The organism is Microbacterium neimengense (assembly GCF_054782995.1).
Map to the genome: position 1 here is coordinate 450,342 of NZ_BAAGRK010000003.1, position 25,801 is coordinate 476,142.

Sequence of the window (25,801 nt, forward strand, 5' to 3'; positions counted from 1 at the left end):
GCTGGATGGTGGGTCCATCATGACGCCGGGCGCCGACATCCGCGAGGGTTCGGGTTTTCCCGAACCCGGTCGTCGGGATTGCTCCGATGTGGACCGCGCGGCACGCCCCTACTTTGGAGACATGACTTCCGCAGCTCCCACCGTGCGACGCGCGAGGCGCTTCGCCCCGGCACAGACCGCCGGGGCGATCGCCCAGCTCGCCGCGCTCGGCCTCATCGGCCCCTTCATCCTGAGCGCCCTGTTCGGCCTGCTCGGCACCGGACTCGGGCTCGTGCCGGCCCTCGGCGTGGGCCTCGTCGTCCTCGTCGGACTCGTCTACGTCATGTACGCGGTCGGATGGCTGGAGATCGCACGGGTCGAAGGGCTCTACGGACTCGGCCTGCCTGCACCGCGCTTCAGCCCCCGCCCGAGGCCGGGCTTCGGCGGCTACCTGCTCTCGCTCTGGCACCAGTTCATCGATCCCTCGATGTGGCGCGCGCTGGCCAACACGGCGATCGCCACCGTCATGGGCGTCACGGTCATCAGCCTCGTCTCGGTCGTCACCGGTGCGATCGGCGTCGCCTTCGCGCCCCTCTCGGGAGTCGACGAGGTGTGGGTCGGCGTGGGCATGATCCCCGCCGGCTGGGCACCGGTCGTCGGCATCGCGACCGCGCTGGCTACGCTCGCGGCGACGATCGGCCTCGGACTGCTGCACGGCGTGATCAGCCGCGCCATCCTCGGTCGCTCCCGGGCTGCCATGCTGGCGCAGGCCGCACGTACCTCGGACGCGCAGCGGGCCGGCGCCATCCGCGCCGCCGACGTCGAACGCACCCGCATCGAACGGGACCTGCACGACGGCGTCCAGCCGCGCCTCGTCTCGGTGGGTATGACCCTGGGACTCGCGCAGCAGAAGATCGACGACGACCCGGCCGCCGCCAAGGCGCTGCTCGAGGAGGCGCACACCTCCACGAAGGCGGCGATCACCGAGCTGCGTCAGCTGGCCCGCGGCATCCACGCCTCCGTCCTCGACGACCGCGGGCTGGATGCGGCCCTGTCCGCCCTCGCGGCCCGCTCCCACGTGCCCGTGGCACTGGACGTGCGCCTGGACGGCCGCTGCTCCCGCGAGGCCGAGACCGCGGTCTACTTCGCGATCGCCGAGTCCCTCACCAACGCGGCGAAGCACTCACGTGCCGCCGAATGCCGCGTGGTCGTGCGGGTCCGCGACGGCGGCACGCTCTGGGCCCGTATCGAGGACAACGGCATCGGCGGTGCACGGGTACTGCCCGGCGGCGGCCTCGACGGCATCTCGAACCGCATCCTCGCCGCCGGCGGCAACGTCCGCCTCGACAGCCCGCAAGGCGGACCGACCGCTCTGGAGGTGAGTGTGCCGTGCGCATCCTGATCTGTGAGGACTCCGTCCTCCTGCGCGAAGGACTCGTCCGACTCCTGGCGGACGCCGGTCACGACGTGGTCGCAGCACTCCCTGACGCGAGCGAGCTCGATGAGAGCGTGGTCACCACCGACCCGGAGCTCTGCATCCTCGACGTGCGCCTGCCCCCGACCTACACCGACGAGGGCATCCGTGCAGCGCTGCGCCTGCGCGCGACGCACCCGCAGCTGCCGGTTCTCGTGCTCTCGCAGTATGTCGAGGAGCGGTACGCGAGCGAGCTGATCGCTGCGAACGGCGGAGCGCTCGGCTATCTACTGAAGGACCGCGTCGCGGATGTGGCGGACTTCCTCGACACGGTGCGCCGCATCGGCGGCGGAGCGACCGTGCTCGATCCCGAAGTCATCGCACAGCTGCTGAACCGTCGCACCCGCGACGAGCGGATGCGACGGCTGACCGAGCGCGAGTCGACGGTGCTGGCGCTCATCGCCGAGGGGCGGTCGAACCAGTCGATCGCCGCGACCCTCTTCCTCTCGGAGGCCTCGGTCGAGAAGCACATCACCGCCATCTTCCAGAAGCTCGAACTCGAGCCCGGCGAGTCGGGCAACCGCCGCGTCCTCGCCGCCCTCGCTCACGTCGAGCACGGCGCCGGCGATACCGGCCCTCAGACACCTCAGACAGGAGCAACACGATGAGCACGCTCACCCCTCCCCCCGCGACCCCCGACGAGGCTGTGCCCTCGAGCCCGGCGACGCCGCCCCGGCATCCGGCCGGCAAGGCCGTCGCGATCACCGCGATCGTCATCGGCGCCGTCATCCTGGGCGGAACCGTGGTCTCCGGCGCCGCCAACGCGGTCACCTCCTCGCTGCCGACCTCCTCCCAGACCCTCACCGCATCGACCGCCGGCGTCACTGAGGTCGACGTGGATGCGAGCGCGGCGCTGTTCGAGCTGCGATTCGACGACGTCGACGAGGCCACGCTCCAGGTCACCTCCGGCCGGTCCGCCTGGCGGATGGACCGTGACGGCGACGAGCTGAAGATCAGCGCTCCCGACGGATTCTTCGGCATCGGCTGGATCGGCCAGCAGCCGCGCGTCCTGCTGACGCTTCCGCGGACGCTCGAGGGCGTCGATGCATCGCTCACTCTCTCGGCGGGAGAGCTTCGCGCCACGGGTACGTTCGGCGATCTCGACACGCACCTCTCCGCCGGCAGCCTCATCGTCTCCGGCGAGGCCCGCACGATCGACACCTCCATGAGCGCCGGAAGCTCCGACATCCGACTGTCGGGTGTCACCGAGGCCGAGTTCGAGCTCTCGGCGGGCGACCTGACGGCCGAGTTGACCGGCAGCGCTCCCCGCAGCATCGACATCGGCGTCAGCGCCGGCTCCGCGGATGTGACGGTGCCGCGCGGCAACTACGACGTCCGCTCCAACGTGGAGGCCGGCGGCGTCGACAACCGGCTCTCGGCCGGCAGCGGCCCCCGCATCCCCGTCGGGGTCCGCGTCTCCGCCGGCGACGTCACCCTCCGCGACAACGGCTAACCGCGAACGAGCATCCATTGTGCGAGCGAGCATCCGATCGGGTGCTCGCTCGCACAATGGATGCTCACTCGCCGAGCGCAGGAGGAGGATGAGAGGGTGACGTCCTCCTCCTTCGCCCCGTGGCTGCGGGCGCAGCCGTCGCTCGCCGGATCGGCACCGGCTCTCGACACGGCGAACCTGCCCGATGAGCCCCACGTACTGTTCGAGCGGTGGCTGCGCGGCGCGGCGGCCGCAGGTGTCGCCGAGCCGCATGTGGCGAGGCTCTCGACCGTCGACGCGGACGGGCTGCCGGACGCCCGCGCGCTGATCCTCAAGGACGTCGGCCCCCGCGGATGGGCGGTCGCCGGTCCCAGGTCTTCCTCGAAGGCCGAGCATCTCGCCGCGCGCCCGGTGGCGGCGCTCAGCTTCTGGTGGCAGCCGATCGTCCGGGCGGTGCGGCTGCGCGGCGGGATGCAGCTCGCCACTGCCGCCGAGGTCGCGGCCGACTTCGAGGCACGACCGGAATCCGCTCGCGTCGGACTGACGTCCGCAGACTGGATGCTCTGGCGGCTCGCGCCTACGCACGTCGAGTTCTGGCAGGGCTCCCCCGACCGACGCCACACACGCATCATGTACGAGCGGCAGGGCGAGAGCTGGCACCACGAGGTGCGCGGCGGCGAGTCCGGCACCGCTCCGGTGGGAGCCGCATCTCGCCGATAGCCTCGAAGGATGCAGCAGGAGCAGGGTCTTTCGGGAGGCAACTCGGCGGGTCCCGTCTTCCGCGCGGGGAACACCGTCCGCAAGGCTTGGACGCCGGCATCTCCGCACGTGCACGCGTATGTCAGTTCCCTGCGCGAGGCCGGCGTCGACGCACCCGCTCCCCTCGGCCGTGACGAGCAGGGTCGCCAGGTGTGGGAGTTCGTTCCCGGCGCGCTGGCGGAGACGGGCCTGACGCGGCCGGAGCTTCATCGCGTGGGCGCGATGGTGCGCGCCATCCACGATGCGAGCGCGGGATTCGAGGTCCCACCGGGCGCCACCTGGGATTCCGCGATCCCGGCGCCCGGGGATGAGCTGGTCTGCCACAACGACCTCGCTCCGTGGAACCTCGTGACCGGCGAGAGATGGGTCTTCATCGATTGGGATGCGGCGGCTCCCAGCACCCGACTCTGGGATCTCGCGTACGCTGCGCAGGCGTTCACGCTCAACGATCCGTCGCGCTCCCCCGCCGACGCCGCAGCGGATCTGGCCGCCTTCGTCGACGGATACGCGGATGCCGAGCTACGTGCGGCGCTGCCCGCGGCAATGGCCGCCCGCGCGGAGGCGATGCACGAGCTTCTGCGCTCTTCCCACGCGGCGGGCCGTGAGCCCTGGGGCTCCATGTACGCATCCGGCCACGGCGATCACTGGCTCGCCGCATCCCGCTACGTACGCGAGCACGAGACGACATGGGCGCGGGCACTGGGCGCGCGCTCGACTCGGCTATGACGCGCCGAGGATGCTGCGCAGGGTCTCGGTGTAGTCCTCGAACGCGCGGCGTCCGGTCTTTGTCAGCGACAGATAGGTGACCGGCGTCCGACCGCGATGCGTCTTCTCGACAGAGACGTAGGACGCCTCCTCGAGCTTGCGCACATGAGTGGAGAGGTTGCCGGCCGTCATGTCGAGCAGTTCCTGCAGTCGCGGGAACGACACGCTGGTGCCGGGGTCGAGAGCCGCCAGAGCGGCGGTGATGCGCAATCGAGCTGCTGCGTGAATGACGGGGTCGAGCTCGGTCACGGTGCCACCCCAGCGACCGGTCGACGGCCGATCCACAGCGCGACGTAGGCGGCGGCCAGGAGAAAGACCCCGCCGCCGGCGACAGCGAGTACGAGCAGAGACGAGCCGGTGAACGGTGCGACGACGGCGACGAGCACAAGCCACGCTCCCATCGCGATCGTCGGCCAGTTGGGCCAGATACCGCCCGCGATCACGTACATGACGCCGACGAAGAGAACTCCGACCACCGGCAGGAAGACCCACAACAGGTCGGGGTCCATGCCGTTGTTCACGAGGCCGAGTCCGACGACGAACAGGCCGAGGAGCCCGACCGGCCACGCCAGGCCGAAGACCGGCCCCGCCCACTCGATCGGTCCGGTGTGACGCAGACCGCGCCCCATTCGCGCCCCGAAGATCGAGCTGACGACCAGCGCCCCCACCATCATCACGCCGCAGACCGTGAGCGCGACCGTGGCCGCCACCACGTCATGCTCCACCAGCCAGAGCGCCCCGAAGCCGATCAGGAAGGCCAGGCCCCAAGCGAGCAGGATCCACGGCACACCCCGCGCCTGCTGTCGTGCCAGCGCGCGCTTCTCGTGCTCGATCACGTGAAGCATCGCGGCGGGGGAGTCAGAAGAGGCAGCGTCGGCGGAAGTCATACTCACTTTGTACCGCAAAGTAGTCTGCAATGGCAAGAGGCGAGTGTGCCGCCTCAGAGCCCGAGCATGCGCCCACTGCGCTCGAAGAGATCGCGGGCCAGAGCGGCATCGTCCGCCTGGGCGTGAGTGCGCGCGGGCTTGCGCTTCACGTAGTACTCCCCCGTCGCGTAGTCGCGGCCCGGCTCGCCGTCCGCGAGGTACACGAGGGTATCGGCACCCTTGGGGATGCTGGTCAAGAAGAGCTTCTTGAGGGGCGTCTGGTAGATCAGGCGCATGGGCGAGCTGGGCGCGTTCGAGAAGCTCGTGGCGATGTTGCCCGGATGGAAGGCGACGGCGCCGATGCCCTGCTCCCGATAGCGACGATCGAGCTCCTTGACGTGGAGGATCTGTTCGAGCTTCGCGGTGCCGTAGGCGCGCGTCGCGCTGAAGGAGCGTTCGTTGTCGAGGTCGTCGATGTCGACCTGGCCGAACAGGCGCGCGCCCACGCTGGAGGTGTTGATGATCGTCGCCGTCGAGGCGATGAGGCGGTCCATGAGCAGCTGAGTGAGCAGGAATGGCGCGAGATAGTTCACCTGGAACGTGAGCTCGTGTCCGTCGATCGTGCTCTCGCGTACCTTCCCGAAGATGCCGCCGGCGTTGTTGGCGAGCACGTCGATGCGCTCGTACTGCGTAAGCAGGTCGTCGGCGAGCGCACGGACATCGGCGAGGTCGGCGAAGTCCGCGACGTGCACGCGCGATCCCACATCCCGGGCGATCTGCGCCGTGCGCTCGCGATTGCGCCCGACGGGGATGACAGTGTGCCCCTGTGCGTGCAGCACCCGCGCCGCCTCCCGCCCGATGCCGTCGCTCGCACCGGTGATCACGATCGTCTTGCCCGCCATGGGACCTCCTTCGCCGCGGCTCGCGAAATCCTAGTCCTCCTCCCTAGCGAGGCAGCATGAAGAAGAGCCCGAGGACGGCGAGCAGGAGCGCCGCGATCGAGACCACGAGCGCATGCGCGTTGCCCCCGTATCGCGCGGAGCGCGCAAGAGCGATGATCGCCAGCAGCACCCAGAGCCATGAGGTGAACAGGAACGCCGCCATCGGCATGAGGGCCGCCATGCTGCTCGCGCCGCTCGTGGTCAGCATGATCGTCGAGAAGGACGCCCAGATGATGGCCAAGGGCACGAAGGCGACGTACGCGAGAACGAGATTCAACGCCTGCGGAGGACGCGGGCGGCCACGCTGGTCAGAGCTCATGTCGTCCTCCGGCGTCGATGGGTCGGAAGTGCCACCGTACCCGGTCGGATCCCGTCAGGACACGCGACAGATGATCTCCCCGTGCAGCACCGAGAACCAGCCGTCGTCGGACGCGGCCCACTCGCGCCACCCAGCGGCGATCCGGTCGAGCTCTTCGGCGTCGGTGTCCGGCCCGGCCTCCAGCTGGCGTGCGAGAGCGGACTGACGGATGCGGTCGGCCCAGAGATCACCCCACCACATCCGCTCGTCGGCGCTCGCGTAGCACCAGGTGCTCGATGACGCGCTGATGTCGGTGAGCCCTGCCTCCCGCGCCCAGGAGAGGAGGCGTCGGCCGGCATCCGGTTCGCCGCCGTTGGCGCGTGCCGCCGCCTGATACAGCTCCAGCCAGCGGTCCATCTCGGGCAGCTGCGGCCACCACGCGAACCCGGCGAAGTCGGCGTCGCGCACCGCGACGATCCCGCCGGGCCGGGTCACTCGCGCGAGTTCCCGCAGCGCCTGCACCGGATCGGCGATGTGCTGCAACACCTGATGGGCGTGCGCCACGTCGAACGAGTCGTCGTCGAACGGCAGAGCGTGCACGTCGGCGATCCGCACGTCGATGTTCGACGCTCCGCGCTCGTCCACCGTCGCACGGGTCAATGCCGCCTCGTCCTTCCCGATCTCGGTCGCGGTGACGTGGGCCACGCGCTCCGCGAGGTCGACCGTGATCGTGCCGGGCCCGGCCCCCACATCCAGCAGCCGGTCGTCGGACCCGAGAAACGGCAGGAGGTACGCGGCGGAGTTCTCGGCGGTGCGCCAGCGGTGCGATCGCAGGACGGATTCATGGTGACCGTGCGTGTAGGTGGACATGCCTCCACATTCCGTCTTCGAGGCGCCGCCATGGAAGACCGTACTGTTCATAGGAGCGATCCACCCACCCAGCCGAGAGGAGCCGGTCATCTCGAACGAACTCGGCGATTTCCTCCGCGCTCGCCGTCAAGACAGGGCGCTCGCGCCCGACCACGACACCCCCGGCGCCCGGCGGACTCCGGGCCTACGCCGGGAAGAGGTCGCGACCCGCGCCGGGATCAGCGTCGACTACTACATCCGTCTGGAGCAAGGACGCGAGTCCCACCCGAGCGACGCGGTGATCTCCGCCCTCGCCGACGCCCTCGCGCTGTCGCCGGATGCGGCCCGACACCTCGTGCGGCTTCGCGACGCCAACGCCGCACCTGCCGAACCGACGGCGGACACCGACCTCGTCCCGCGGATGTCCGCTCTCGTCGCAGCGGTCCGCCCGCAACCCGCGTACGTGCTCGACAGGTTCAGCACGATCGTCGCAGCGAACGAGGAGGGGATGTCGCTGTACGCCGGACTCGCCGAGCTTCCACCGGAGCAGCGCAACACCTGCCGTTACCTGCTCACAGATCCGCGCGCCCGTGAGACGTTCCTCGACTGGGAGGATCTCGCTCGCGGCGCCGTCGCCCACCTCCGCGCGGCGAACGTCGACCGCCTCGACGACCCGCGCCTGGGTGAGCTTGTGCGCGAACTCGGGGCGCGCAGCGAGCAGTTCGCGGCGTGGTGGGGCGGGCACATCGTCGAGCGGCGCCGGGGCGCGACCACCCGCATCCGCGGACTCGACGGCGTCGTCGTCGAGCGGAGCTACGAGATCCTCCATCTGCCGGACGACGCCGTGCGCCTGACGATCTGGCTCCCGCCGGCGGCGTGAGCGCCCGACCTACACTCGTGCCATGAGTGCGTTCCTCCCCGGTTCCCGCGGCACACAACCCTGCCCTCATTGCGGCGCCCAGGTCGCGCAGTCGGACCGGTACCCGGAGTACCTCTGCGGCGAGTGCGAGGCCCGCGCCGTGGATGCGGACGGCGCCCGCGTCACCGGGTCGAACGCATCGTTCGGCGGCGGGTTCGTCCTGCATTGGCCGAACGGGGAGCATGAGTCGCTCCCCTGCGCCTCGGCACGGGTGTGGGTCGATGGCCGCGAGTGGGAGTACTCCGAGGCGCGCTTCGGCGGGGTGCTGATCACGCCGGTACGGGAACGCTAACCCGGCAGTCGGCTATGCGTCAGCAAAGAATCACGAAAAGGTAACGGAAACCTCTTCCCCTCCGTTATCTCACCGTTATAGAGTGCTCGCACGGTAGTTGTTTTGCTGTGGCAGCTACCGACATGTGATTGCAGGACACTCTTGGTGCAAAGGGACAAGGGCCGGTCGGAAGCCTCTCCGACCGGCCCTTACTGCTGTCCGCGATACGTCAGCTCTGCGACTCCGAGACCTGCAGCGCCGGAGCATCGTCACCCGTGGCGATCTCGACCTTGCGCGGCTTGGCCTTCTCGCTGACGGGGATCGTGACGCTCAGCACACCGTTGCGGTAGCTCGCCGAGATCTTCTCGGTGTCGAGCCCCTGACCGAGGCTCAGCTGACGCAGGAAGGTACCCGACGTCCGCTCGCGCGTGATCCAGGTCACGCCATCACCCGCCGACAGCGTGCGCTCGGCGCGGATGGTGAGCAGCTGACCGTCGATGTCGACGTCGACCGACCCGGGGTCGATGCCCGGCAGGTCGGCGGTGAGGACGTAGTGGTCGCCGTCACGGTAGAGGTCCATCGGCATCTGCCGAGGGCCGCGCCGTGCGGTGTCGAAGAACGTGTTCGCCATGCGCTCCAGGTCACGGAGCGAGTCGTATGCAGCCATAGTCGTCTCCTCTCGAGCGGGATCGGATGTGGGATCCGACCCGTAGTCCATAAGTTGAGCCCCCTTGACTCAACAATCACAGATTAGCACTCTCACATGGAGAGTGCCAGTTCCCGCAGGCAGCTCTGGAGCACCGTCGGCGCCCTCATAGAATCGCCCCGTGACCCCCTCCACAGAGGCGGCGACCCGGCCGCCTCTGCTGCGGAGGATCGCCCTGAACCCGCTGATCTGGGCGGCCGCCTGCGGCGTGGCCGCCCTACCCGGATACCTCACCGACGGTGGGTTGTTCTCGTACCTGATGACGATCATCGCGGGCGCGCTGTGCGGAATGTGGTTCGTGAACCTGACGGGGCGATTGCCGCATCCAACCGGCGCGATCGTCCACCTCCTGGTGTCCATCGCCCTCGCGCCGGCGATCTACGCATCGATCGAGCTCCTTCCGCCGCTCTTCGCGCCCGGCGCACCGCAGGCGATCTACGCGGGGCTGCTGCTCGCATTGCCGCCCGCGGCCGGTTGGGTCTGGCTCACCCTCCTCAATCGCGTCATCACCTTCCTGCCCGGGAAGACACGGTCACAGCCGCGGCAGCCGCTGGCGTGGGAGAACGACGGCGATGCCGTCGTCATCCGATTCCGGGCGATACCGATGCGGATGCGGGAACTCACCGCGTGGATGGTCGCCACCATCGTCGCGACGGGAGCGGTCGTCACGACGGCGCTCATCATGTTCAGCACCATCGTCGAGCGGCTCGGACCCCGCATGCTGATCCTCGCGCTCGGGGCGCTCTTCGCCTTCCCCGCCTACCTCATCGTCACCGCGCTGCTGCGCCGGCGCTCGGTCGAGGCGAGCGTGCGCGTGTCACGCGACCGGATGTGGATTACGGCAGGCGGGACGACGCGCGCGCTTCGGCTGAGCGAGATCGAGCGGCTGCGATGGGGCACCAAAAGCGACTACGCGCGGCTCGAGGTCACCGCACCGGGGGTCGACCTGACCCTGCTGGTGGGCATCGCGAAGCAGGCGGACGGCGTGGCGTCCGAGCTGCCTCCCCTGCCGGCGCGAACGCTCCGCCTTGCCCAGACCGAAGGCCTCGAGAAGACCACCTCACGCCGCGGCTTGGTGACCCTCTCGCGCGCCTGAATCAGCGGGCCGAGAGGCGCTCGCGGACGACGCGGCGCAGCACCTTGCCGATCTGCGAGCGCGGCAGGTCCTCCACCTGGACGATGCGCTTGGGCACCTTGTACGAGGTGATGTGCGTGCGCGCGAAGTCGCGCAGGGCGGCCGCGTCGAAGACGGCGCCTTCCCGGGCCACGATGGCGGCCACCACGTCCTCGCCGCCGGAGGGACGCGGAATGCCCACGACGGCCGCCTCCGCCACATCCGGGTGGAGCAGCAGCACCTGCTCCACCTCGGTCGGGCTGACATTGAAGCCGCCTGTGATGATGAGTTCTTTGACGCGGTCGATGACGGTCACGAAGCCGTCCTCGCTCACCGTCACGATGTCGCCGGTGCGCAGCCATCCTCCGGGAAGCAGCACGGCCGCGGTCTCGTCGGGCTGCTGCCAGTAGCCCTGGAACACCTGCGGGCCGCGGATGAGCAGCTCCCCCGCCTCTCCGGCCGGGCGGTCGACCCGCGGATCGTCGGGGTCGACGACCCGGATCTCGGTGCTCGGGAACGGGACTCCCACGGTGCCGGGGCGCCGCGAGGGCCCGATCGGGTTGCCGAGCGCGACCGGCGAGGTCTCGGTCATGCCGTAGCCCTCCACGAGAAGTCCGCCCGTCGCCTCCTCCCAGCGCGTCACCGTGGGCACCGGCAGGCTCGTCGCCCCGGAGATGGCGAAGCGGATGCTGGACAGATCGACGCCCTTACGGGTGCTGGCCCGCGAGAGCGCGTCGTAGATCGGCGGCACGGCGGGCAGGAACGTGGGCTTCGAGGTGGCGGAGGCAGCGACGACCGCATCCACGTCGAACTTCGGGAACAGCACCACACGCGCCCCCAGGGAGATGGCGAAGGTGAGGCAGAGGGTGAGCCCGTACGCGTGGAACAGCGGGAGCACGGCGTAGAACACCTCGCCGCCCTCGGTGAGGCCCGGCACCCACGCGCGCCCCTGAGCGGCGTTGGAGCGGAGGTTGCGGTGCGAGAGGATCGCCGCTTTGGGCGTGCCCGTCGTGCCGCTCGTCAGCTGCAGCAGTGCGGTGTCGTCCAGACGCGGCTTCGGCCACTTGCGCGGGAGCTTGCGCACGCGCACGAAGTCGGACCATTCGAGCAGGCCGCGGGCGCGCGGGCGGGTGGTCATCGCCTCACGCGTCTCGCGAGCCTTGGCCACCGGAAGCCGCAGCGCCAGGCGCTTGCCGAGCGGCAGCGCGTCCGGCATCCGCACCGAGACGATGGCCGAGGGCGCGACGTCCTCGGGGAACTCGGCGACGGTGTCCGCGACCTTGTCCCAGACGATGGCGACGACCGCGCCGTGCACCTCGAACTGGTGGCGCAGCTCGCGCGGCGTGTAGAGCGGGTTGTGCTCCACGACGATCGCCCCGATGCGCAGCGCCGCGTAGAACGCGACCACGTGCTGCGGACAGTTCGGCAGGATGAGCGCGACCCGGTCTCCCGCCTGCACACCCAGCTTGCGCAGCGCGTTGGCGGCGCGGGAGACCTGCTCACCCAGCTCGGCGTAGGTCGTCTCGGAGCCGTAGAACTCCAGCGCGACCCGCTCGCCGTAGCGCGCGACGGATGCGTCGAGAAGGTCGACGAGCGTCTCGGTGACGGGCTCGATCTCCGCCGGCACTCCGTCGGCGTAGGAAGCGATCCAGGGGCGGGCCTCCAGCGGCGAGCCGGAGATCGTGTCCGCGGTCATGTCCATTCCTCCCGTGCGCGCAGCGAGCGGCTCAGCCGGCCGCAGCCTCGTCGAACAGCCACTGCACCGATCCGCCCGCCGCGGTGACGTGAGCCGCGACGACCGCGATCGGCAGCGCGCCTTGGGCGAGCGCCTCGGCCAGCGCGTCCTTCTTGCCGGCGCCCGTGGCGAAGACGATCACGCGCTGCGCGCCGTCGAGGGCCTTCAGCGTGAGAGTGATACGGGTGGGCGGCGGCTTGGGTGAGTTGTGGACGGGGATCACGAGCTCGTCGACCGGGCGGAAGTCGGGGTGGCCGGGGAACAACGACAGCGTGTGACCGTCCTCTCCGACACCGAGCCAGACCAGGTCCAGACGCGGGGCGCCGGCGTCCGTCTTCGGCAGCGCGGCGATCGCCGCGGCGTAACGGCGCGCGGACTCGGCCTCGTCGACCTCGGTGTCCGGACGCAGCTGCACCATGGTGTCGAAACCGGGCTGATCCAGAAGCGCGAGGGCGATCGTGCCCCAGTTCGACTGCGGGTCGCTGATCGGCACCGAGCGCTCGTCACCGATGAGAACGGTGACCTTCGACCAGTCGATCGCGTCCGCATCCTGGGCCGCGAGGATCGCGTAGGCCGCCATCGGCGAGCTGCCCCCGGCGAGCACCCACACGGCGCTGCCGTGCGCATCGATCGCGGCGCCGAGCGTACGGACCGCGTCACGGGCCGCCTCGGCGGCGACGTCCGCGGCCTGCGGGAGGGTGGTGATCGAACCGTAGGTCACGCTGGACTTCTCTCGTCTCGGATGAGGTCGGATGAGCGGGAATCGCCGACAGTCGCGGCGAGCAGCCTCGCCCTCCTCGATTCAACCCCAGGTCGTATGCGATCAGGTGCATGGCAGCTGGGAAACTGGCCGGGTGGATCTCAGCGCAGCCTCCCGACCCGTCGTCCTCACCCCGCTCGGATCGGCCGAGGGCCATCCGATTGTGGTCATCCCCGGCGGACCGTGCCGCCCACCCGAGTACCTCACCGACTTCGCCGGCATCGGCGACATCCATCCCCTCCTCGTCCTCCACCCGTGCGGCACGCCCGCATCCGGCGGCCGCTCCCGCGGCTGGTGGACCGATGCCGAGGATGTCGTCGCGGCGATCGACATGCTCGAGCTCGACGCGGTCCACATCATCGGCCACTCCGCGGGCACGCGCCTCTCACTCGCGGTCGCGACCCGCTTTCCCGGCCGCGTCCGCTCCCTCGCGCTCGTGACGCCGCCCGCGACCTGGCTGACCGGCACCGCGCACGACGGCGACGACCTCGTCGCGCTCCGAGAGGACGCCGAGGGCATCGACGGGTACACATCCGTCATGAACGACGAGCCCGTCACCCAGGTGGCCTTCGAAGAGGCCTTCCAGCGACAGGCACCTGCGACCTATGCACGATGGACGGCGACCGAGCAGGCGCATGCACGCATCGGACGGATGAACCTCTCGGCGGCCGAGGCCTGGTTCCGAGACATCCCGGCCGACGCCGTCGAGCTCATCCGCGCCGCATCGCTGCCGCCCACCCTCGTCGTCGGCGGGGACGTCGACCTGCTGACCGGTCGACGTCCGGTCCAGGAGTACGCCGGAGCCCTCGGCGCCGAGCTCGCCATGATCGCCGATTGCGGACACTATCCGTGGGTGGAAAAGCCCACGGACTTCCACCGCGTGCTCGACGCTTGGCTCACCGCGCGCGGCTGATCACGCCGAGGCACGCCCTCGTCATAGTTCACGCTTGCGTGTACTATCCGATGCATGACCACCGTGCTCAACCGCGCCACCGCGACGCACACCGCTGCTCTGGCCCGACTCGGACACGCCCTCTCCGACCCGACGCGCGCAGGCGTCCTCCTGGCCCTCCGCGAGGCTCCGGCATACCCGTCCGACCTCGCCGATGCCCTCGGGGTCTCGCGGCAGGTCATGTCGAACCAGCTCGCATGTCTGCGCGGATGCGGCCTGGTCGAGGCGATCCCTGAAGGGCGTCGCACCTGGTACCGCCTCGCCGACAGCCACCTCGCACCCGCGCTGGACGAGCTGCTCAAGGTCGTCCTCTATGTCGAACCGGGCTGCTGCGCCGGCGAGACCTGTCGCTGCGCATGAGCACGTCGGCCACCCCGAGCGCAGAGCGCGTCCGTGTGCTGCAGCGCCGCATCCGCTGGATCGTGACGGCGACGATCGCCTACAACCTCGTCGAAGCAGCCGTCGCTCTCGCGGCCGGCGCCGCCGCATCCTCCGCCGCCCTCGTGGCATTCGGCCTCGATTCGACGATCGAGGTGCTCTCGGCGGCGGCGGTCGCCTGGCAGTTCACCCGCCGCGATCCGGAGCGCTGGGAGCGCGGCACTCTTCGCGTGATCGCCGTCGCGTTCTTCGCGCTCGCGGCCTACGTCGCCGCGTCGTCGGTGTGGGCGCTCACGACGCGTGTCGAAGCCGAGCACTCGCCGATCGGCATCGCCCTGACGGCGCTGAGTGTGGCGATCATGCCCTTCCTCTCGCTCGCCGAGCGACGCGCGGGCCGCGAGGCAGGCTCCGCCACGGCTGTCGCGGACTCCGCCCAGACGCTGCTGTGCACCTATCTCTCGGTGGCCGTGCTGGTCGGACTCGTGCTTAACAGCGCGTTCGGATGGTCGTGGGCGGACGCGGTCGCCGGTCTCGTGATCGCCGCGTTCGCGGTGCGAGAGGGCGTCGAAGCATGGCGCGGCGACGCCTGCGCGACCTCGGTCGGCATGGTGCTCGAGAGCGAGCACTGAGCGAAGGTCAGCTCTTCGAGCCGCTGACCGCCAGCACCCCGCCGAGACCGATCATCATCACCCCGCCGGCGCCCGAGAGCGTGGAGACGCGGCGCGGTGAACGGGCGAACCAGGTGCGTGCCGTTCCGGCGGCGAGCGCCCACACGCTGTCGCACACCAGGGCCAGCGTCTGGAAGATCAGGCCCAGCAGCAGCAGTTGCAGCCACACCGCCCCGGCCGCCGGGTCGACGAACTGCGGCAGGACAGCGACGAAGAACGCGATCGTCTTGGGGTTGGTGAGCCCCACGACGAAGCCCTGGCGCAGCAGCGTGAAGGTCGAAACCGGCGCGCGGTCGACGCCGTCCACCCGAGCCCGGCGATGACGGATCGCCTGGATGCCGAGCCACACGAGGTACACCGCGCCGGCGATCTTGATGATGGTGAACGCCACGATGGATGAGGCCACGATCGCTCCGACGCCGAAAGCCACAGCCACGACCGCCGGCACGGTGCCGAGGGCGTTGCCGACGACGCTGAGAACGCCCGCGCGTCGCCCGAGCGCGATCGAGCGTCCGATCACGAACAGCACGCTGGGCCCGGGGATCACGATGATCACCGCCGACGCCACGACGAAGGCGATGAGGTTCTCGAACGGGATCATGGCCGCACTCTAGCGGCCGGTTGTTTCGGCCGGAGTCAGTGACTCTGACCGTGGGGGCGGAGCGGAAGGCCGCGGTCGAGCGCTACGATCGCCGCTGCCGCGACACCCCCGTCGTAGAGGACGAGATGACCGTCGCCGAGAACCCGCGCCGTTCCGGCGTCGAGCGGCACCGCGAGCCAGGACTCCGGCGTGACGTCCAGCTCCAGCAGCCGCCCGGACGAGGTGCGCAGCCGCACCTCGTGAACCGGACCCCATCGACGTCAGTCGCGCCCGTGGTCGACGACCGCCTCCTCGGCGGCATCCATCGCCGCTTCGCCCTCTTCCTGCGACTCGGAGCCGGCGGATGCGGCGGAATCGTTCGTGTGCTTCTGGTCGTGCTCGTCGTGTCCGGTGTTCTTCTCGGCGTTGCTCATCACGATCTCCCTCGTGTTCGATGCCTTCGGATTCGAGACCCGCCCATTCCACTCCTCCGCCGCGATGGGCACAGGGGGGTTGCGCATGGCGCACACCTGGGACAGAGGCGAGCGAAGGCGCGCAGCGCACCCGCCGCGCCCGTTCCGTACCCGCTGTCGGGGATTACGATGCCGAGGGGGTCGAGCACGCGCTTGATCCCCGTCCGAGGCGTCCTGGGTCGCGACCGCGATCCGCGCCCGGGCGGATTCGCCCACGGGCGACAGGCGTTCACGTGTCCGGCATCCACGACCAGAAGGCGGTTCCCGCATATGTCTGAGCTGCTCGTCGCCGCGTCCGAGCTTCGCGACGCTCTCGCCGCCGGACGTTTCGCCGATGGTGGACCCGTGCGCATGCTCGATGTGCGGTGGCGCCTCGACCGACCGGACGGCCTGCCGGAGTACCGGGCCGGCCACATCCCCGGCGCCCAGTACGTGAACCTCGACCACGACCTCGCCTCCCCCGGCGACCCCGCCGACGGCCGGCATCCGCTTCCGCCGGTGGGCGCGTTGCAGGAATCGGTCCACCGCTGGGGCATCGACGATGGCGACACCGTGGTGGTCTACGACGACCTGAAGAACATGTCGAGCGCGCGCGCCTGGTGGTTGCTGCGCTACGCCGGTGTCGCCGACGTGCGCCTGCTCGACGGCTCGCTGCGCGCCTGGACGGATGCCGGCTTCGACATCGAGACCGGCGACGCCGCCCCGCCGGAGCCCGGTTCGGCGACCCTCCGCTATGGCGCGCTGCCCGTGCTGCCCCTCGACGAGGTGGCAGGGTTCGCGGACAGCTCACTGCTGCTGGACGCCCGCGCCGGCGAGCGCTACCGCGGTGAGATCGAGCCGATCGATCCGCGCGCGGGCCACGTGCCCGGCGCGGTGAGCGCCCCCACGACCGAGAACGTCGGAGACGATGGCCGGTTCCATGACCCGGAGACGCTGCGCGCTCGCTTCGCGGCATTCGGTGCCGCACCGGGGTCCCAGGTGGGCGTTTACTGCGGTTCGGGAGTCACGGCCGCGCACGAGGCGGTGGCCCTCACGCTGGCGGGATACACGCCGCGCGTGTTCCCTGGATCGTGGAGCCAGTGGTCGAACCACCCCGAGCTGCCGATCGCGACGGGCCCGGAGCCCCGCTGACTCAGGCCCACAGCTCCTCGATCGGCACCGAGCGGCCGAGCACGTTCTCGGCTGCGCGGTGACCCGACAGGAGTGCGCCCGGGACGGTGGCCGGGTCGTCGCCCCACGTGGCTTCGCCGGCGAGATGCAGGACCCCGCCGATCGGCGTCGCGAGCTCGTCATGATCGGGCCCGACCGAGCCGGGCTTCATGTAGCTGTACGACCCCCGCGAGAACGGATCGTCCTGCCAGCGGGTGACGACGATGCTCTCCGGCTCGGGGATCCCGTCTCCGAACAGACGGCGCAGCTGCACCATCGTCGAGGCGGCGATCTCCTCGTCGCTCCAGTGGCGCGTCGCGACCGCGGCAGGACCGGCGGCGAAGGCGAGCAGCGCGGCCTCGTCGTGGATGCGACCCAGGTCATACCACGAATGCCACCACTGCCCCTCGTCGCCGAACTGTCGGATGCCGTAGACCCCGGCATCCCAGAACCGCACGGGGAAGCGCAGCACGACCTTCTCGAAGGCGTTGGATGCAAGCACCCCGAGCACGCGCCGGTGGGCGTCGGGCAGCGCCGGCGTGATGACGACATCGCCGGACTGCAGCACGCCGATGGGGAGAGTGACCACAGCCGACGTCCCGTGGAACTCGCCCCTGTTCGTCGTGACGGTGACCCCGGCGTCGGACCAGTCGATCGCCGAGACGATGTGGTCGAGGCGGACGTCGAGACCGTCGGCGAGGTTCGTGGCGAGCTCGTCGTACCCCCGGGGGAAGACGACCTCGTCACCGTTGACGGCGTCGTCGTCGAGACCGTGGGCGCCGAGAGCCGACATGTGGACGCCGTACTGCTCCTCGGCCCGTCGCCCGTTGTACTCGCGGATCCGCTGGGCGCGCTCGGCCGTCCAGTCGCGGGCGGCGAGGGCCTCCTCCACGACGTCGGCGTACGTGGCGTCTACGGCGGAGCGGGCGATGACGTCGACGAGGTCGGCATTGAGAGTCCGGACGTCATCGGCGAAACGGCTCACCTCGTCCGGGCTAAGCCGTTCGCCGTCCGGTCCGAAGTAGGTCAGCGGCCGACTGTCGGGCTGGTAGCCGCCGACCGTGAACTCGACCATCGGCATCCCGAACGCGCGCGCGGCCGCCTCGACCGGGCTGTCGTCGATCCCGTGGATCCACGACGCCCCCCGGTCGGTCACGTGATGCCCATCGCGCTGCGAGTGGACGCGTCCTCCCACTCTGTCGCGCGCCTCCAGCACGACGACGCGGCCCGCGCGAGCCAGCAGGCGCGCAGCCGACAGACCGGCGACGCCGGCTCCCACGACGACGGTGTCGAACTGCTCCTGCATGGCGGCTCCCTCGGCTAGACGACCGTGTCACGAGAGTAGTCCTGGAGTCTTCCACGCAGTGTGGCGCGGCATCCGGACGACCCGACATCGACGCGCGGAGGCACGGACGGACCGCTCGGGTCCGTGGAACCCCGGCGCTCCTGATGAAACGGCTGTGGATCACGAAAAGGTAACGGAAACCTCTTCCCCTCCGTTATCTCACCGTTATAGAGTGCTCGCACGGTAGTTGTTTTGCTGTGGCAGCTACCGACATGTGATTGCAGGACACTCTTGGTGCAAAGGGACAAGGGCCGGTCGGAAGCCTCTCCGACCGGCCCTTACTGCATCTCCGGAACATTCGCGAAGCCGCCCGCGAGCACCGCGATCACCGCCTCGACCTGAGCGTCATCCCGCGTCGTGAGCCACCATTCGGCGAGCCCGTCCGCTGCCGCGTGGATCGCCGAGACCACCACCTGCGGCGATGCCAGACGCACGCTTCGCTGCGCGCACCAGAGTTCGAGCCGTTCCGCGATCATCCGCCGGTATGCCTCGGACTCGGCGCGAGCCGCATCCACCAGAGCATCGGAGGCCCGAGCGAGAGCGGTCAGTTCGGCCAGGCGCTCGTATCTGCGCGGATCGGAGCGGACCTCCGCCAGGAAGGACCCTAGCGCCGCAGCCACCGCCACGTAGAGCGTGTCGACGGGCAGCGGCTCCGCCCACACACGAGCCGCGAGTCGCTCCGACTCCCGCTCGAGCAACGCAGCGACGAGAGCAGCCTTCGACCCGAACGCGTAGTTCACCACGCGATGCGCGACACCGGCGCGCTGCGCGACCGAGCGCAGCGAGAGCGTAGCGGCACCCTCCTCGAGCATGACCTCCACAGCCGCGTCGAGGAGCTGTCGGCGGCGCTCGGTCACAGCCAGGTAAGGCCGCGACTGCGGTTCATCGTTCACAGCATCCTCCGAGCCCATGGTTCACACCTGCCTCCATACTAGTTTTATCCAGCCGGACCAATTGGAGTCGCCATGTCGAACATCACCGTCGCTCCCGCCCGCGCCGAGGAGCTGCGCCCCGCGGCCGCGATCCTCGCCGAGGCCTTCGAGCACGACCCGGTTCTCGGGGTCATCGTGCCGCAACGCGACCGCCGTCGCGAACGACTGACGGATCTGTTCGAGGGCACGCTGAGCGCAGGCCCCTACGCGACAGGCACCGTCGACCTCGCCCGCGACGACGACGGCGAGTTGCTGGGAGTCGCCGCGTGGGAGGGCCCCGAGGCGCGCCGCGGGGCGCTCGGGCGTCTCGCTCAGCGACTCCCATTGTTCGTCCGTTCGATCGGATGGATGCGGCTCGCCCGCGCATTCGGACTGCTGAGCCGGATGGAGCGGTACCGACCGAAAGCTCCGCACTGGTATCTGGCCGAGATCGGCGTCAGCACACGGGCCCGTGGCCGAGGCGTCGGGGCGACACTGCTCGCCACACACCTGCGCGCACTCGACGCGATGCGCCAGAACGCGTACCTCGAGTCATCGACTCCCGACAACAGACGCCTCTACCGGCGGCTCGGCTTCGAGGAGCTCACTCCCATCACCGGCCTTCCCGGAGCTCGACCGGTCGCGATGCTGCGCCGCCCCCTCGGCTGAGGCGCGACGCCACTCGGTCGGTGACATCCCCACCCACCGCTGTGTCGCGCGCCGGAGCGACCGCGCATCCGCGAACCCGGCCGCGGCGGCGATCTCGTCCAACGACGGAGCGGATGCGGCCAGCAGGCGCTCCGTCACCCGACGACGCTGCTCATCGACGAGCGCTCCGTACGACGTGCCGGCCTCGGCGAGGCGCCGCCGGAGCGTGCGTTCACTCATCGCCGCCGCACGCGCGTGCGCCGTGAGCGGAGGCATCTCCGGCAGCTCGGCGGCGATCCGAGCCGAGATGCGGGCGACCAGCTCGCGCCGGTCGACCGCAGATGCGGCCTCCGCCTCGAGCGCGGCGCACGTCGTGGCGAACGTCCACGGGTCCGCGTACGGATTCGCCAGTTCGGCGGCCCGGGAACCGATCCACCAGGCATCGTGCGCAGCCGCGAACCGCACCGGCGCACCCAAGCCGCGTTCGTAGACCGTCGCATCCGTGGGACGCGCCCGCGCGAGATCGACCCGCTCCGGCCGCGCAGCACCGGCCGACACGTCGTGGATCATGCGCGTGAAGTGCGCGAAGGCCGCGTCGATCAGCACCCGATCCACGGCTGCATCTCCGGTGTAGGTCTCCGCAACAACCGCCAGCGAGCGCTCGTGCTGTTCGAGACGCCACCGCACGGGCGACCCGGCCAACAGCTGGAACCTTACGGCGACCTCGATCGCGTCGCGCATGCGGGCGGCAGAGAGCATCGCCAAACCCAGCATTCCGAGGACCGTGACCGGTTGCCGCCGTCCGAGCTCGACGCCGAGCGCCGGATCGCCGAGCGCCGCGCCCGCCGCGCCCACGACCAGCCGCATCTGCGACAGCGACACCCGTGTGCTGTCCACGTCGAGCGACCGGCGATCCACCTCCGCGCGACGGAGCGCGTCGTCGACACTCGCCCCACGCTCATCGACGAGCCGCACGAGGTGTCGGAGCAGGTGAGGGCCGACGGTCGCTCTGCGGGGGAGGGTCATACGGTCATTCTGTCTGGCCGTCTGCGTCCGAGGGAACGGCCGTCGAGGCCCGCGCCGCGCGGGAAGCACCCCCTAGCGTGTTGCGCACCCCACCGACAAGGAGGACGCCCGTGAGCTCCACCGCACAGGAGCGCGTCACACGCGCCGTCATCCGTACCCTCGGAGCGCTCCCCGGTCCGCTCCAACGTCTGATCGCGGGCCGGCCGGTCGAGATTGACGGCCAACTCCTGCTCACCGAGGTGCAGGTGGCCCTCCGGCTGCTGAACGCGCTGCCCGGCGCCGCCTTCGAGGAGCTGCCGCTCCCCCAGGCTCGCGCGCAGGTCGATGCGGAGGCGCGGATCTTCGGTCGCAGTGATCCTGTCGACGTCGTCGAGGACATCCTCATCCCGACGCGCGCCGGTGAGGTCGGCGCGCGGCTCTATCAGGGCTCGACGCAGGGCGCGCCGAGCGGCACGGTCGTCTACTTCCATGGCGGTGGGTGGGTCGTCGGCGGGCTCACATCATGCGACTCCGTGTGCCGCTTCATCGCCGCGCACACCGACCTGCGCGTGGTGTCGATCGACTACCGGCTGGCCCCCGAGCATCCGTTCCCCGCGGGCGTGGACGACGCCGTCGACGCGTACCGCTGGGTACGCGATCATCCGGAGTGGGGCACCACGGTCGCCGTCGCGGGTGACAGCGCCGGCGGCAACTTGAGTGCGGTGGTCTGCCAGCTGACCGCCGATGCCCCACCGGATTTCCAGCTGCTCTTCTTCCCTGTCACCGACACGAGCAGGAAGCACACGTCGTATTCACTCTTCGGCGAGGGCTACTTCCTCACCGAGCGGCAGATGGACTGGTACATCCAGCACTACCTGCCTCGAGAAGCCGACCGCACGGATCCGCGAGCATCTCCACTGTTGGGCGAGCTCGCGGGACAACCGCCCGCCCACGTCGCCGTCTCGGGATTCGACGTGCTGCGCGACGAGGGCCTCGCGTATGCGGCCCGCCTGCGCGAGGCGGGGGTGCCCACCACGCTGCAGGTCGTGTCCGGCCACATCCACGCCTTCGTCAACGCCACCGGCGTCGGCAGGACGAGCAGCGCCGCGTTGGCCGAGGCCGTCGATGCGCTCGTGGCGGGCATGCGCACGGCGCGTCTGACGCGCTAGTACGCGCCGTGGGCGCGCCGACGCGCGCGGGACTCGACGAGGACCCCGACGGCGCCGACGATCCACAGCGCGAACGTCGCGCTCATGGCGAACCGCAACTGGTCCCGCGTGTATGCCGCGGGGTCGGCGCCCTGCAGGTCGAGCACGACACCGATCACGTAGACGAGCACGAGGGCCGCGATGAAGCCGCCCATGTTGACGACGCCGGTCGCGGTCGACAGCCGTGAGAGCGGGTTGTCCCGGCGCACCACGTCGAAGGCGATCATGGATGCGGCGCCGCCGCTGGAGAGGGTGACGACCCACACCACGAGCAGCCACAGCGGGGCCTCACCCGGGGTGATCAGCACGGCTGCCAGCGCCACCGCCTGAGCGGCGACGGAGCCCAGCGCGACCAGCGCGCGGCGACCGGGATGCGCAGCCGAGAACATGCCCATCAGCGGGGCGAACACCGCACCGCTCAGCACGAACACGGTCACGAGACCCGCGGCCGCATCACGGGAGAGCCCCTCGCCCGCCATGAGGAACGGAATGCCCCACAGCAGCGCGAATGCCGTACCGGCGAACGGTGTGACGAAGTGGATCCAGAACCCGAGGCGCGTGCCCGGCTCGCGCAGCGCCGCGATCACGAGCGCGAACTGACGCGGACGCGGCCTGCCGTCGGCGGCCACCGGCCGACCCCGCTCGCGGATGATCAGCGCATCGAGAACGGCGAAGACGACGAAGACTCCGGCGACGGCCGCGAAGGCACTCTCCCAGCCGATGCCGTGGGCGAGGGAGGTGAGCAGCACCACACTGAGCACCTGGCCGAGCTGACCGAACTGCGCGGTGACCTGCTGCAGCACCGGCACCCGCTTGGCGGGCAGCCACAGCGCGATCAGGCGCAACACGCTGGGGAAGATGAGCGCGTCTCCGGCCCCGGTCAAAAGGCGCGCCAGGATCGCCGAGGGCACGTCGGGGGCGAACGCCAGCCACAGCGAGCCGCCCGCCATCGTCAGCATTCCGACCGTTCCGATGACGCGGGCACCCCAGCGATCCAGCAGCAGACCCGCCGGGATCTGCATGGCGCCGTAGACCGCGAGCTGGAGCGTGGTGAACAGGGCGAGCGTGCTGGATCCGGCGTCGAACCGCACCGCCATGTCGGTGCCGAGGCCCGCGAGCGAGCTGCGACCCACGATCGCGACGAGGTACGTGAAAGCGCCCGCGATCCAGATGATCCACGGCAGGGCTCCGCGGGCGGGGCCCGGGACGCGGATCGTGCCGGTCGAGGCCCCATAGTCGGTCATTTCGGGTGCGGGGCAGCCGGGAAGGGGCGCACTCCGCGAGCGACAGACATCGACCCCATTCTACCGAGCGCTCAGACGCCGCCGCCGCCCCCGCCACCACCGCCACCACCGGCGGACCCGCCGCCGGTGGAACCGCCGGAACTGCTCGAGCTGGCAACAGCGGCGGCCGAGAGCGAGCTGACGCCGCTCGTGAAAGCGCTCACGTTGAACGCGGTCGCCCCGGCATACCAGAGGGGCGTGCCGGCGCTCTCGTAGTAGACAGCCAGCTGGGCCGCCCATTGCTTCTCGAGACCGAACACCACCGCGTAGGGCAGCAGCGGCTCGTAGATCGCGAGGACCGCCGCCGCATCCGTCGCGTCGACCGGGCGCCGTTCGGCCGTCTGAGGCGACTGCAGCATGCGGATGCGGTCCGCTTCGGCCCAGCTGATGAAGAGCCGGAGTCCCTCGAGCTGCTCCCGGGTCTCGGCACCCTGAGCGCTCAGCGGACGGTGGGAGAGCAGCAGCAGCCCGACAAGCCCGACCACCACGGCGACGATGAGCACGGTGAGGGGGACGGCGGGATACACCTGTGCGGACAAGGCCAACGCTCCCGTGACGACGGTCGCCACCGCCGCGGCGGCCAACGCCCAGACGACCGGAGGACGAATCCCGCGTCGCACCGTCCGGTAGATGCCGCGCTCGACCAGTTCCGCACCGGCCCAGCTGCGCATGTCCTCCGCGGCCTGAGCGAACGCCGTGTTGCGGCCGCCGAACGCGAACTCCGCACCTGGCCGCGCGTTCTCACCGAACAGCCCCTCGATGAACTCCGTGCCGTCCTGGCGGGCGCGAGACGGGTCCACCAGCACGGCCCGCAGCTTCGGCCGCGCCCGGGATCCGCCCGGCACCTCTTCGATCCGGATCGCGCCCCGCACGGCGAGCTCCAGCAGCGTGGCGGGCGCGGCCTTCGAGGGCTTCGACAACAGCGCTGCCGCGGTCAGGGGCGTGACGCCGGCGGGAGGCTCGTACTCGGCGACGACGACGCCGCGGCCGGGAGAGTCGCGCAGGATGCGGCGCCGGACGACGATGGCCCACGCGAACGCCCCCAGGAGAGCCAGGAACGATCCGCTCTGGGCCCAACCCCAGCCGGAGGCGAAGTAGCTGCTGTCGAACATCGCGAAGGTGCCCGGCTCGAACCCCACCGACAGCGTGACCGTCTGGCGCGGGACGACGTTCGCTACCGACACGGATGCGGCCGCCGCATCCGTGTCGAGAGTGATCGGGCACGTCGTCGTGTCCCCTTGCGCACCCACGTAGCAGGCGGCCGCGCCGGTGAGGGAGCCGGCGAGGGCGGGATCGACGTGGAGCGTCGCGGAGACGGAGCCGAAAGCCTGCCCCCAGTCGACGCCATTCACGTCCCAGTAGAACTCCTCGGTCCCCGTGTTCGGGAAGTACCAGGCGACGTTGCTCAGGTCGTAGGTGAAGACGTAGGTCTGCGCGCCGTGCACGAAACCGTCGACGCGCGACGTCACGCTCCACGTGCCGTCGTCGCTATCGACCTCGGCATCACGCGGCGCGCCCGTCTCGTCGGTGACGGAGACCAGTTCGGGACGCAGCGGCTGCCCGTTGTAGGTGTCGGGGATGGTGCGGCGCATGCCGTGGTTCTGATCGGTCTCGGGGAACTCCGCCACGAAGCGCTCGACGACGTGCAGCCGGGAGGTGCCGTCGTCCGCGCGGGTCAACGTGTAGTCGACGTCGAGGCTGCGGAACGTGAAGTCGTCGACTCCGGCCCGGACGACGGTCGCGGGTTTCGGGGACGCTGGCTCCTGCGGGACGGCGGCGAAACCCGCCAGTGTCAGAGCGAGAGCGAGAGCGGATGCGGCGGCGATGGCGCGCGTGGTTGCCCCGGCGATCATGGCACCAGCCTATGCCGGGCACAGCGTACGCTATCGGGCATGAGTGACCGCCGTCTGGCCATCGATGCCTGGGAAAGCCTGTTCCGGGCCCAGCACGAGATCTTCGCCGAGGTGGGTGCCGACTTCGAGCAGAGCGGCCTGCAGCAGGGGGAATACGATGTGCTCCTGACCGTCACGCGCGCGCCCGACATGTCGGCGCGGTTGCGGGATGTGACGCGCAACATGCTCATCAGCCAGCCCAGCGTCTCGCGCCTGGTCGACCGGATGGTCGCGCGCGGACTGCTGTCCAAGTGCACCGATCCCGATGACGGCCGCGGCGCCATCGTGCGGGCCACCGACACGGGTGCGCGACTGTTCCGTTCGATCGCGGCCGTGCACAGCCGCTCGATCGCAGAGCACATGTCGAGCCTCGACGACGACGAGCTGCGCACCCTGCTGGAGCTCACGCAGAAGCTCCGTCCTCGTCGGGACTGAGTGCCC

Annotated in this window: 31 protein-coding genes; 15 read left to right on the forward strand and 16 right to left on the reverse strand. The window is 70.3% G+C overall.

The annotated features are described in order from the left end of the window. The first annotated feature begins 121 nt into the window (after positions 1-121). The 5 genes from ACYVJS_RS04805 (at position 122) to ACYVJS_RS04825 (ending at position 4,370) form a co-directional block, all read left to right on the forward strand. The gene (locus ACYVJS_RS04805; RefSeq protein ID WP_460738285.1) at positions 122-1,381 is read left to right on the forward strand and encodes a sensor histidine kinase; all 1,260 of its coding nucleotides are present in this window, start codon (positions 122-124) and stop codon (positions 1,379-1,381) included. Further along, entirely contained in the window at positions 1,369-2,061 is a 693-nt protein-coding gene (locus tag ACYVJS_RS04810) for a response regulator transcription factor (RefSeq protein ID WP_460738287.1), read from the forward strand. Before ACYVJS_RS04805 ends, ACYVJS_RS04810 begins: the two co-directional genes overlap by 13 nt. After that, a complete protein-coding gene (locus ACYVJS_RS04815; protein ID WP_460738289.1) occupies positions 2,058-2,906 on the forward strand; it encodes a head GIN domain-containing protein in 849 nt (282 codons plus the stop codon). Before ACYVJS_RS04810 ends, ACYVJS_RS04815 begins: the two co-directional genes overlap by 4 nt. Positions 2,907-3,002: 96 nt before the next feature. Further along, the gene (locus ACYVJS_RS04820) at positions 3,003-3,605 is read left to right on the forward strand and encodes a pyridoxine/pyridoxamine 5'-phosphate oxidase (RefSeq protein WP_460738291.1); all 603 of its coding nucleotides are present in this window, start codon (positions 3,003-3,005) and stop codon (positions 3,603-3,605) included. A gap of 9 nt (positions 3,606-3,614) precedes the next feature. Then, positions 3,615-4,370 (forward strand): phosphotransferase, encoded by a 756-nt coding sequence (locus ACYVJS_RS04825; RefSeq protein ID WP_460738293.1) that lies wholly within the window; start codon positions 3,615-3,617, stop codon positions 4,368-4,370. On the opposite strand, the gene ACYVJS_RS04830 is transcribed toward ACYVJS_RS04825, so the two are convergent. From ACYVJS_RS04830 to ACYVJS_RS04850, 5 genes are read right to left on the reverse strand one after another with little or no spacing between them, the layout of a single operon-like run. Then, a complete protein-coding gene (locus tag ACYVJS_RS04830; RefSeq protein ID WP_234074558.1) occupies positions 4,365-4,658 on the reverse strand; it encodes a transcriptional regulator in 294 nt (97 codons plus the stop codon). The genes ACYVJS_RS04825 and ACYVJS_RS04830 overlap by 6 nt on opposite strands. Beyond that, a complete protein-coding gene (locus ACYVJS_RS04835) occupies positions 4,655-5,296 on the reverse strand; it encodes a hypothetical protein (RefSeq protein WP_460738296.1) in 642 nt (213 codons plus the stop codon). Before ACYVJS_RS04835 ends, ACYVJS_RS04830 begins: the two co-directional genes overlap by 4 nt. 53 nt (positions 5,297-5,349) lie before the next feature. Beyond that, positions 5,350-6,177, reverse strand: a complete 828-nt coding sequence (locus ACYVJS_RS04840; RefSeq protein WP_460738298.1) for an SDR family NAD(P)-dependent oxidoreductase — start codon at positions 6,175-6,177, stop codon at positions 5,350-5,352. Positions 6,178-6,220: 43 nt separating this feature from the next. Beyond that, complete coding sequence (locus ACYVJS_RS04845; RefSeq protein WP_460738300.1) at positions 6,221-6,535, reverse strand: hypothetical protein; 315 nt, start codon at positions 6,533-6,535, stop codon at positions 6,221-6,223. A gap of 54 nt (positions 6,536-6,589) precedes the next feature. Beyond that, the gene (locus tag ACYVJS_RS04850; protein ID WP_460738302.1) at positions 6,590-7,384 is read right to left on the reverse strand and encodes a class I SAM-dependent methyltransferase; all 795 of its coding nucleotides are present in this window, start codon (positions 7,382-7,384) and stop codon (positions 6,590-6,592) included. On the opposite strand from ACYVJS_RS04850, the gene ACYVJS_RS04855 reads away from it, so the two are divergent. Continuing rightward, positions 7,383-8,243: a helix-turn-helix transcriptional regulator gene (locus tag ACYVJS_RS04855; protein WP_460738305.1), complete on the forward strand. Its 861-nt coding sequence runs from the start codon at positions 7,383-7,385 to the stop codon at positions 8,241-8,243. The genes ACYVJS_RS04850 and ACYVJS_RS04855 overlap by 2 nt on opposite strands. 22 nt (positions 8,244-8,265) lie before the next feature. Then, complete coding sequence (locus ACYVJS_RS04860; RefSeq protein WP_460738307.1) at positions 8,266-8,574, forward strand: hypothetical protein; 309 nt, start codon at positions 8,266-8,268, stop codon at positions 8,572-8,574. Positions 8,575-8,782: 208 nt separating this feature from the next. Here the strand turns inward: ACYVJS_RS04860 and ACYVJS_RS04865 are convergent, their stop codons facing one another. Beyond that, the gene (locus ACYVJS_RS04865; protein WP_309735107.1) at positions 8,783-9,220 is read right to left on the reverse strand and encodes an Hsp20/alpha crystallin family protein; all 438 of its coding nucleotides are present in this window, start codon (positions 9,218-9,220) and stop codon (positions 8,783-8,785) included. A 160-nt stretch (positions 9,221-9,380) separates the two neighbouring features. On the opposite strand from ACYVJS_RS04865, the gene ACYVJS_RS04870 reads away from it, so the two are divergent. Continuing rightward, the gene (locus tag ACYVJS_RS04870; RefSeq protein WP_460738309.1) at positions 9,381-10,355 is read left to right on the forward strand and encodes a hypothetical protein; all 975 of its coding nucleotides are present in this window, start codon (positions 9,381-9,383) and stop codon (positions 10,353-10,355) included. A 1-nt stretch (position 10,356) separates the two neighbouring features. Here the strand turns inward: ACYVJS_RS04870 and ACYVJS_RS04875 are convergent, their stop codons facing one another. Both ACYVJS_RS04875 and pgl read right to left on the reverse strand, forming a co-directional pair. Next, complete coding sequence (locus ACYVJS_RS04875; protein WP_460738311.1) at positions 10,357-12,069, reverse strand: long-chain-fatty-acid--CoA ligase; 1,713 nt, start codon at positions 12,067-12,069, stop codon at positions 10,357-10,359. A gap of 31 nt (positions 12,070-12,100) precedes the next feature. Next, positions 12,101-12,829 carry a 6-phosphogluconolactonase gene (gene pgl, locus ACYVJS_RS04880; protein WP_460738314.1) on the reverse strand — a complete coding sequence of 243 codons (729 nt, stop codon included), beginning with the start codon at positions 12,827-12,829 and terminating at the stop codon, positions 12,101-12,103. Between the two features lie 133 nt (positions 12,830-12,962). On the opposite strand from pgl, the gene ACYVJS_RS04885 reads away from it, so the two are divergent. The 3 genes from ACYVJS_RS04885 to ACYVJS_RS04895 are packed head-to-tail and all read left to right on the forward strand — an operon-like array spanning position 12,963 to position 14,827. Then, positions 12,963-13,781, forward strand: a complete 819-nt coding sequence (locus tag ACYVJS_RS04885; protein WP_460738316.1) for an alpha/beta fold hydrolase — start codon at positions 12,963-12,965, stop codon at positions 13,779-13,781. 54 nt (positions 13,782-13,835) lie between these two features. Next, on the forward strand, positions 13,836-14,180 hold the full coding sequence (locus ACYVJS_RS04890; protein WP_243233705.1) for an ArsR/SmtB family transcription factor: 345 nt from the start codon (positions 13,836-13,838) through the stop codon (positions 14,178-14,180). Further along, a complete protein-coding gene (locus ACYVJS_RS04895; RefSeq protein ID WP_460738319.1) occupies positions 14,177-14,827 on the forward strand; it encodes a cation transporter in 651 nt (216 codons plus the stop codon). Before ACYVJS_RS04890 ends, ACYVJS_RS04895 begins: the two co-directional genes overlap by 4 nt. A gap of 7 nt (positions 14,828-14,834) precedes the next feature. Here ACYVJS_RS04895 and ACYVJS_RS04900 read toward each other — a convergent pair whose 3' ends face one another. The 3 genes from ACYVJS_RS04900 to ACYVJS_RS04910 are packed head-to-tail and all read right to left on the reverse strand — an operon-like array spanning position 14,835 to position 15,967. Continuing rightward, positions 14,835-15,467, reverse strand: coding sequence for a LysE family translocator (locus ACYVJS_RS04900; RefSeq protein WP_460738321.1), 633 nt, complete (start codon positions 15,465-15,467; stop codon positions 14,835-14,837). A 35-nt stretch (positions 15,468-15,502) separates the two neighbouring features. After that, complete coding sequence (locus ACYVJS_RS04905; protein WP_460738324.1) at positions 15,503-15,703, reverse strand: hypothetical protein; 201 nt, start codon at positions 15,701-15,703, stop codon at positions 15,503-15,505. Between the two features lie 24 nt (positions 15,704-15,727). Then, a complete protein-coding gene (locus ACYVJS_RS04910; RefSeq protein WP_460738325.1) occupies positions 15,728-15,967 on the reverse strand; it encodes a hypothetical protein in 240 nt (79 codons plus the stop codon). Between the two features lie 222 nt (positions 15,968-16,189). Between ACYVJS_RS04910 and ACYVJS_RS04915 the strand changes: the two genes are divergently transcribed. Beyond that, positions 16,190-17,050: a sulfurtransferase gene (locus ACYVJS_RS04915; protein ID WP_460738327.1), complete on the forward strand. Its 861-nt coding sequence runs from the start codon at positions 16,190-16,192 to the stop codon at positions 17,048-17,050. Position 17,051: 1 nt separating this feature from the next. Here ACYVJS_RS04915 and ACYVJS_RS04920 read toward each other — a convergent pair whose 3' ends face one another. Together ACYVJS_RS04920 and ACYVJS_RS04925 are read right to left on the reverse strand one after the other, a co-directional pair. Further along, positions 17,052-18,374 carry a flavin monoamine oxidase family protein gene (locus ACYVJS_RS04920; RefSeq protein WP_460738329.1) on the reverse strand — a complete coding sequence of 441 codons (1,323 nt, stop codon included), beginning with the start codon at positions 18,372-18,374 and terminating at the stop codon, positions 17,052-17,054. Between the two features lie 317 nt (positions 18,375-18,691). Further along, entirely contained in the window at positions 18,692-19,306 is a 615-nt protein-coding gene (locus ACYVJS_RS04925; RefSeq protein ID WP_460738331.1) for a TetR/AcrR family transcriptional regulator, read from the reverse strand. 72 nt (positions 19,307-19,378) lie between these two features. Between ACYVJS_RS04925 and ACYVJS_RS04930 the strand changes: the two genes are divergently transcribed. Then, positions 19,379-19,993: a GNAT family N-acetyltransferase gene (locus tag ACYVJS_RS04930; protein ID WP_460738333.1), complete on the forward strand. Its 615-nt coding sequence runs from the start codon at positions 19,379-19,381 to the stop codon at positions 19,991-19,993. On the opposite strand, the gene ACYVJS_RS04935 is transcribed toward ACYVJS_RS04930, so the two are convergent. Further along, the gene (locus ACYVJS_RS04935) at positions 19,877-20,998 is read right to left on the reverse strand and encodes an AraC family transcriptional regulator (RefSeq protein WP_460738335.1); all 1,122 of its coding nucleotides are present in this window, start codon (positions 20,996-20,998) and stop codon (positions 19,877-19,879) included. The genes ACYVJS_RS04930 and ACYVJS_RS04935 overlap by 117 nt on opposite strands. Before the next feature lie 110 nt (positions 20,999-21,108). Here ACYVJS_RS04935 and ACYVJS_RS04940 point away from each other — a divergent pair, with 110 nt between their 5' ends. Next, positions 21,109-22,146: an alpha/beta hydrolase gene (locus tag ACYVJS_RS04940; protein ID WP_460738337.1), complete on the forward strand. Its 1,038-nt coding sequence runs from the start codon at positions 21,109-21,111 to the stop codon at positions 22,144-22,146. On the opposite strand, the gene ACYVJS_RS04945 is transcribed toward ACYVJS_RS04940, so the two are convergent. Both ACYVJS_RS04945 and ACYVJS_RS04950 read right to left on the reverse strand, forming a co-directional pair. Next, complete coding sequence (locus tag ACYVJS_RS04945; RefSeq protein ID WP_460738338.1) at positions 22,143-23,429, reverse strand: MFS transporter; 1,287 nt, start codon at positions 23,427-23,429, stop codon at positions 22,143-22,145. The genes ACYVJS_RS04940 and ACYVJS_RS04945 overlap by 4 nt on opposite strands. A 71-nt stretch (positions 23,430-23,500) precedes the next feature. Next, positions 23,501-25,321, reverse strand: coding sequence for a DUF2207 domain-containing protein (locus ACYVJS_RS04950; protein ID WP_460738340.1), 1,821 nt, complete (start codon positions 25,319-25,321; stop codon positions 23,501-23,503). A gap of 39 nt (positions 25,322-25,360) precedes the next feature. Between ACYVJS_RS04950 and ACYVJS_RS04955 the strand changes: the two genes are divergently transcribed. Beyond that, on the forward strand, positions 25,361-25,795 hold the full coding sequence (locus tag ACYVJS_RS04955) for a MarR family winged helix-turn-helix transcriptional regulator (RefSeq protein WP_274286290.1): 435 nt from the start codon (positions 25,361-25,363) through the stop codon (positions 25,793-25,795). Positions 25,796-25,801 lie beyond the last annotated feature (6 nt).

Coding starts and splice junctions, on each gene's coding strand:
- ACYVJS_RS04865 (WP_309735107.1), bottom strand. CDS start 9,220: ATGGCTGCATACGACTCGCTCCGTGACCTGGAGCGCATGGCGAACACG.
- ACYVJS_RS04910 (WP_460738325.1), bottom strand. CDS start 15,967: ATGCGCAACCCCCCTGTGCCCATCGCGGCGGAGGAGTGGAATGGGCGG.
- ACYVJS_RS04890 (WP_243233705.1), top strand. CDS start 13,836: ATGACCACCGTGCTCAACCGCGCCACCGCGACGCACACCGCTGCTCTG.
- ACYVJS_RS04955 (WP_274286290.1), top strand. CDS start 25,361: ATGAGTGACCGCCGTCTGGCCATCGATGCCTGGGAAAGCCTGTTCCGG.
- ACYVJS_RS04835 (WP_460738296.1), bottom strand. CDS start 5,296: ATGACTTCCGCCGACGCTGCCTCTTCTGACTCCCCCGCCGCGATGCTT.
- ACYVJS_RS04855 (WP_460738305.1), top strand. CDS start 7,383: ATGCCTCCACATTCCGTCTTCGAGGCGCCGCCATGGAAGACCGTACTG.
- ACYVJS_RS04950 (WP_460738340.1), bottom strand. CDS start 25,321: ATGATCGCCGGGGCAACCACGCGCGCCATCGCCGCCGCATCCGCTCTC.
- ACYVJS_RS04945 (WP_460738338.1), bottom strand. CDS start 23,429: ATGACCGACTATGGGGCCTCGACCGGCACGATCCGCGTCCCGGGCCCC.
- ACYVJS_RS04920 (WP_460738329.1), bottom strand. CDS start 18,374: ATGCAGGAGCAGTTCGACACCGTCGTCGTGGGAGCCGGCGTCGCCGGT.
- ACYVJS_RS04930 (WP_460738333.1), top strand. CDS start 19,379: ATGTCGAACATCACCGTCGCTCCCGCCCGCGCCGAGGAGCTGCGCCCC.
- ACYVJS_RS04840 (WP_460738298.1), bottom strand. CDS start 6,177: ATGGCGGGCAAGACGATCGTGATCACCGGTGCGAGCGACGGCATCGGG.
- ACYVJS_RS04805 (WP_460738285.1), top strand. CDS start 122: ATGACTTCCGCAGCTCCCACCGTGCGACGCGCGAGGCGCTTCGCCCCG.
- ACYVJS_RS04915 (WP_460738327.1), top strand. CDS start 16,190: ATGTCTGAGCTGCTCGTCGCCGCGTCCGAGCTTCGCGACGCTCTCGCC.
- ACYVJS_RS04900 (WP_460738321.1), bottom strand. CDS start 15,467: ATGATCCCGTTCGAGAACCTCATCGCCTTCGTCGTGGCGTCGGCGGTG.
- ACYVJS_RS04825 (WP_460738293.1), top strand. CDS start 3,615: ATGCAGCAGGAGCAGGGTCTTTCGGGAGGCAACTCGGCGGGTCCCGTC.
- ACYVJS_RS04895 (WP_460738319.1), top strand. CDS start 14,177: ATGAGCACGTCGGCCACCCCGAGCGCAGAGCGCGTCCGTGTGCTGCAG.
- ACYVJS_RS04875 (WP_460738311.1), bottom strand. CDS start 12,069: ATGACCGCGGACACGATCTCCGGCTCGCCGCTGGAGGCCCGCCCCTGG.
- ACYVJS_RS04860 (WP_460738307.1), top strand. CDS start 8,266: ATGAGTGCGTTCCTCCCCGGTTCCCGCGGCACACAACCCTGCCCTCAT.
- ACYVJS_RS04850 (WP_460738302.1), bottom strand. CDS start 7,384: ATGTCCACCTACACGCACGGTCACCATGAATCCGTCCTGCGATCGCAC.
- ACYVJS_RS04815 (WP_460738289.1), top strand. CDS start 2,058: ATGAGCACGCTCACCCCTCCCCCCGCGACCCCCGACGAGGCTGTGCCC.
- ACYVJS_RS04845 (WP_460738300.1), bottom strand. CDS start 6,535: ATGAGCTCTGACCAGCGTGGCCGCCCGCGTCCTCCGCAGGCGTTGAAT.
- ACYVJS_RS04935 (WP_460738335.1), bottom strand. CDS start 20,998: ATGACCCTCCCCCGCAGAGCGACCGTCGGCCCTCACCTGCTCCGACAC.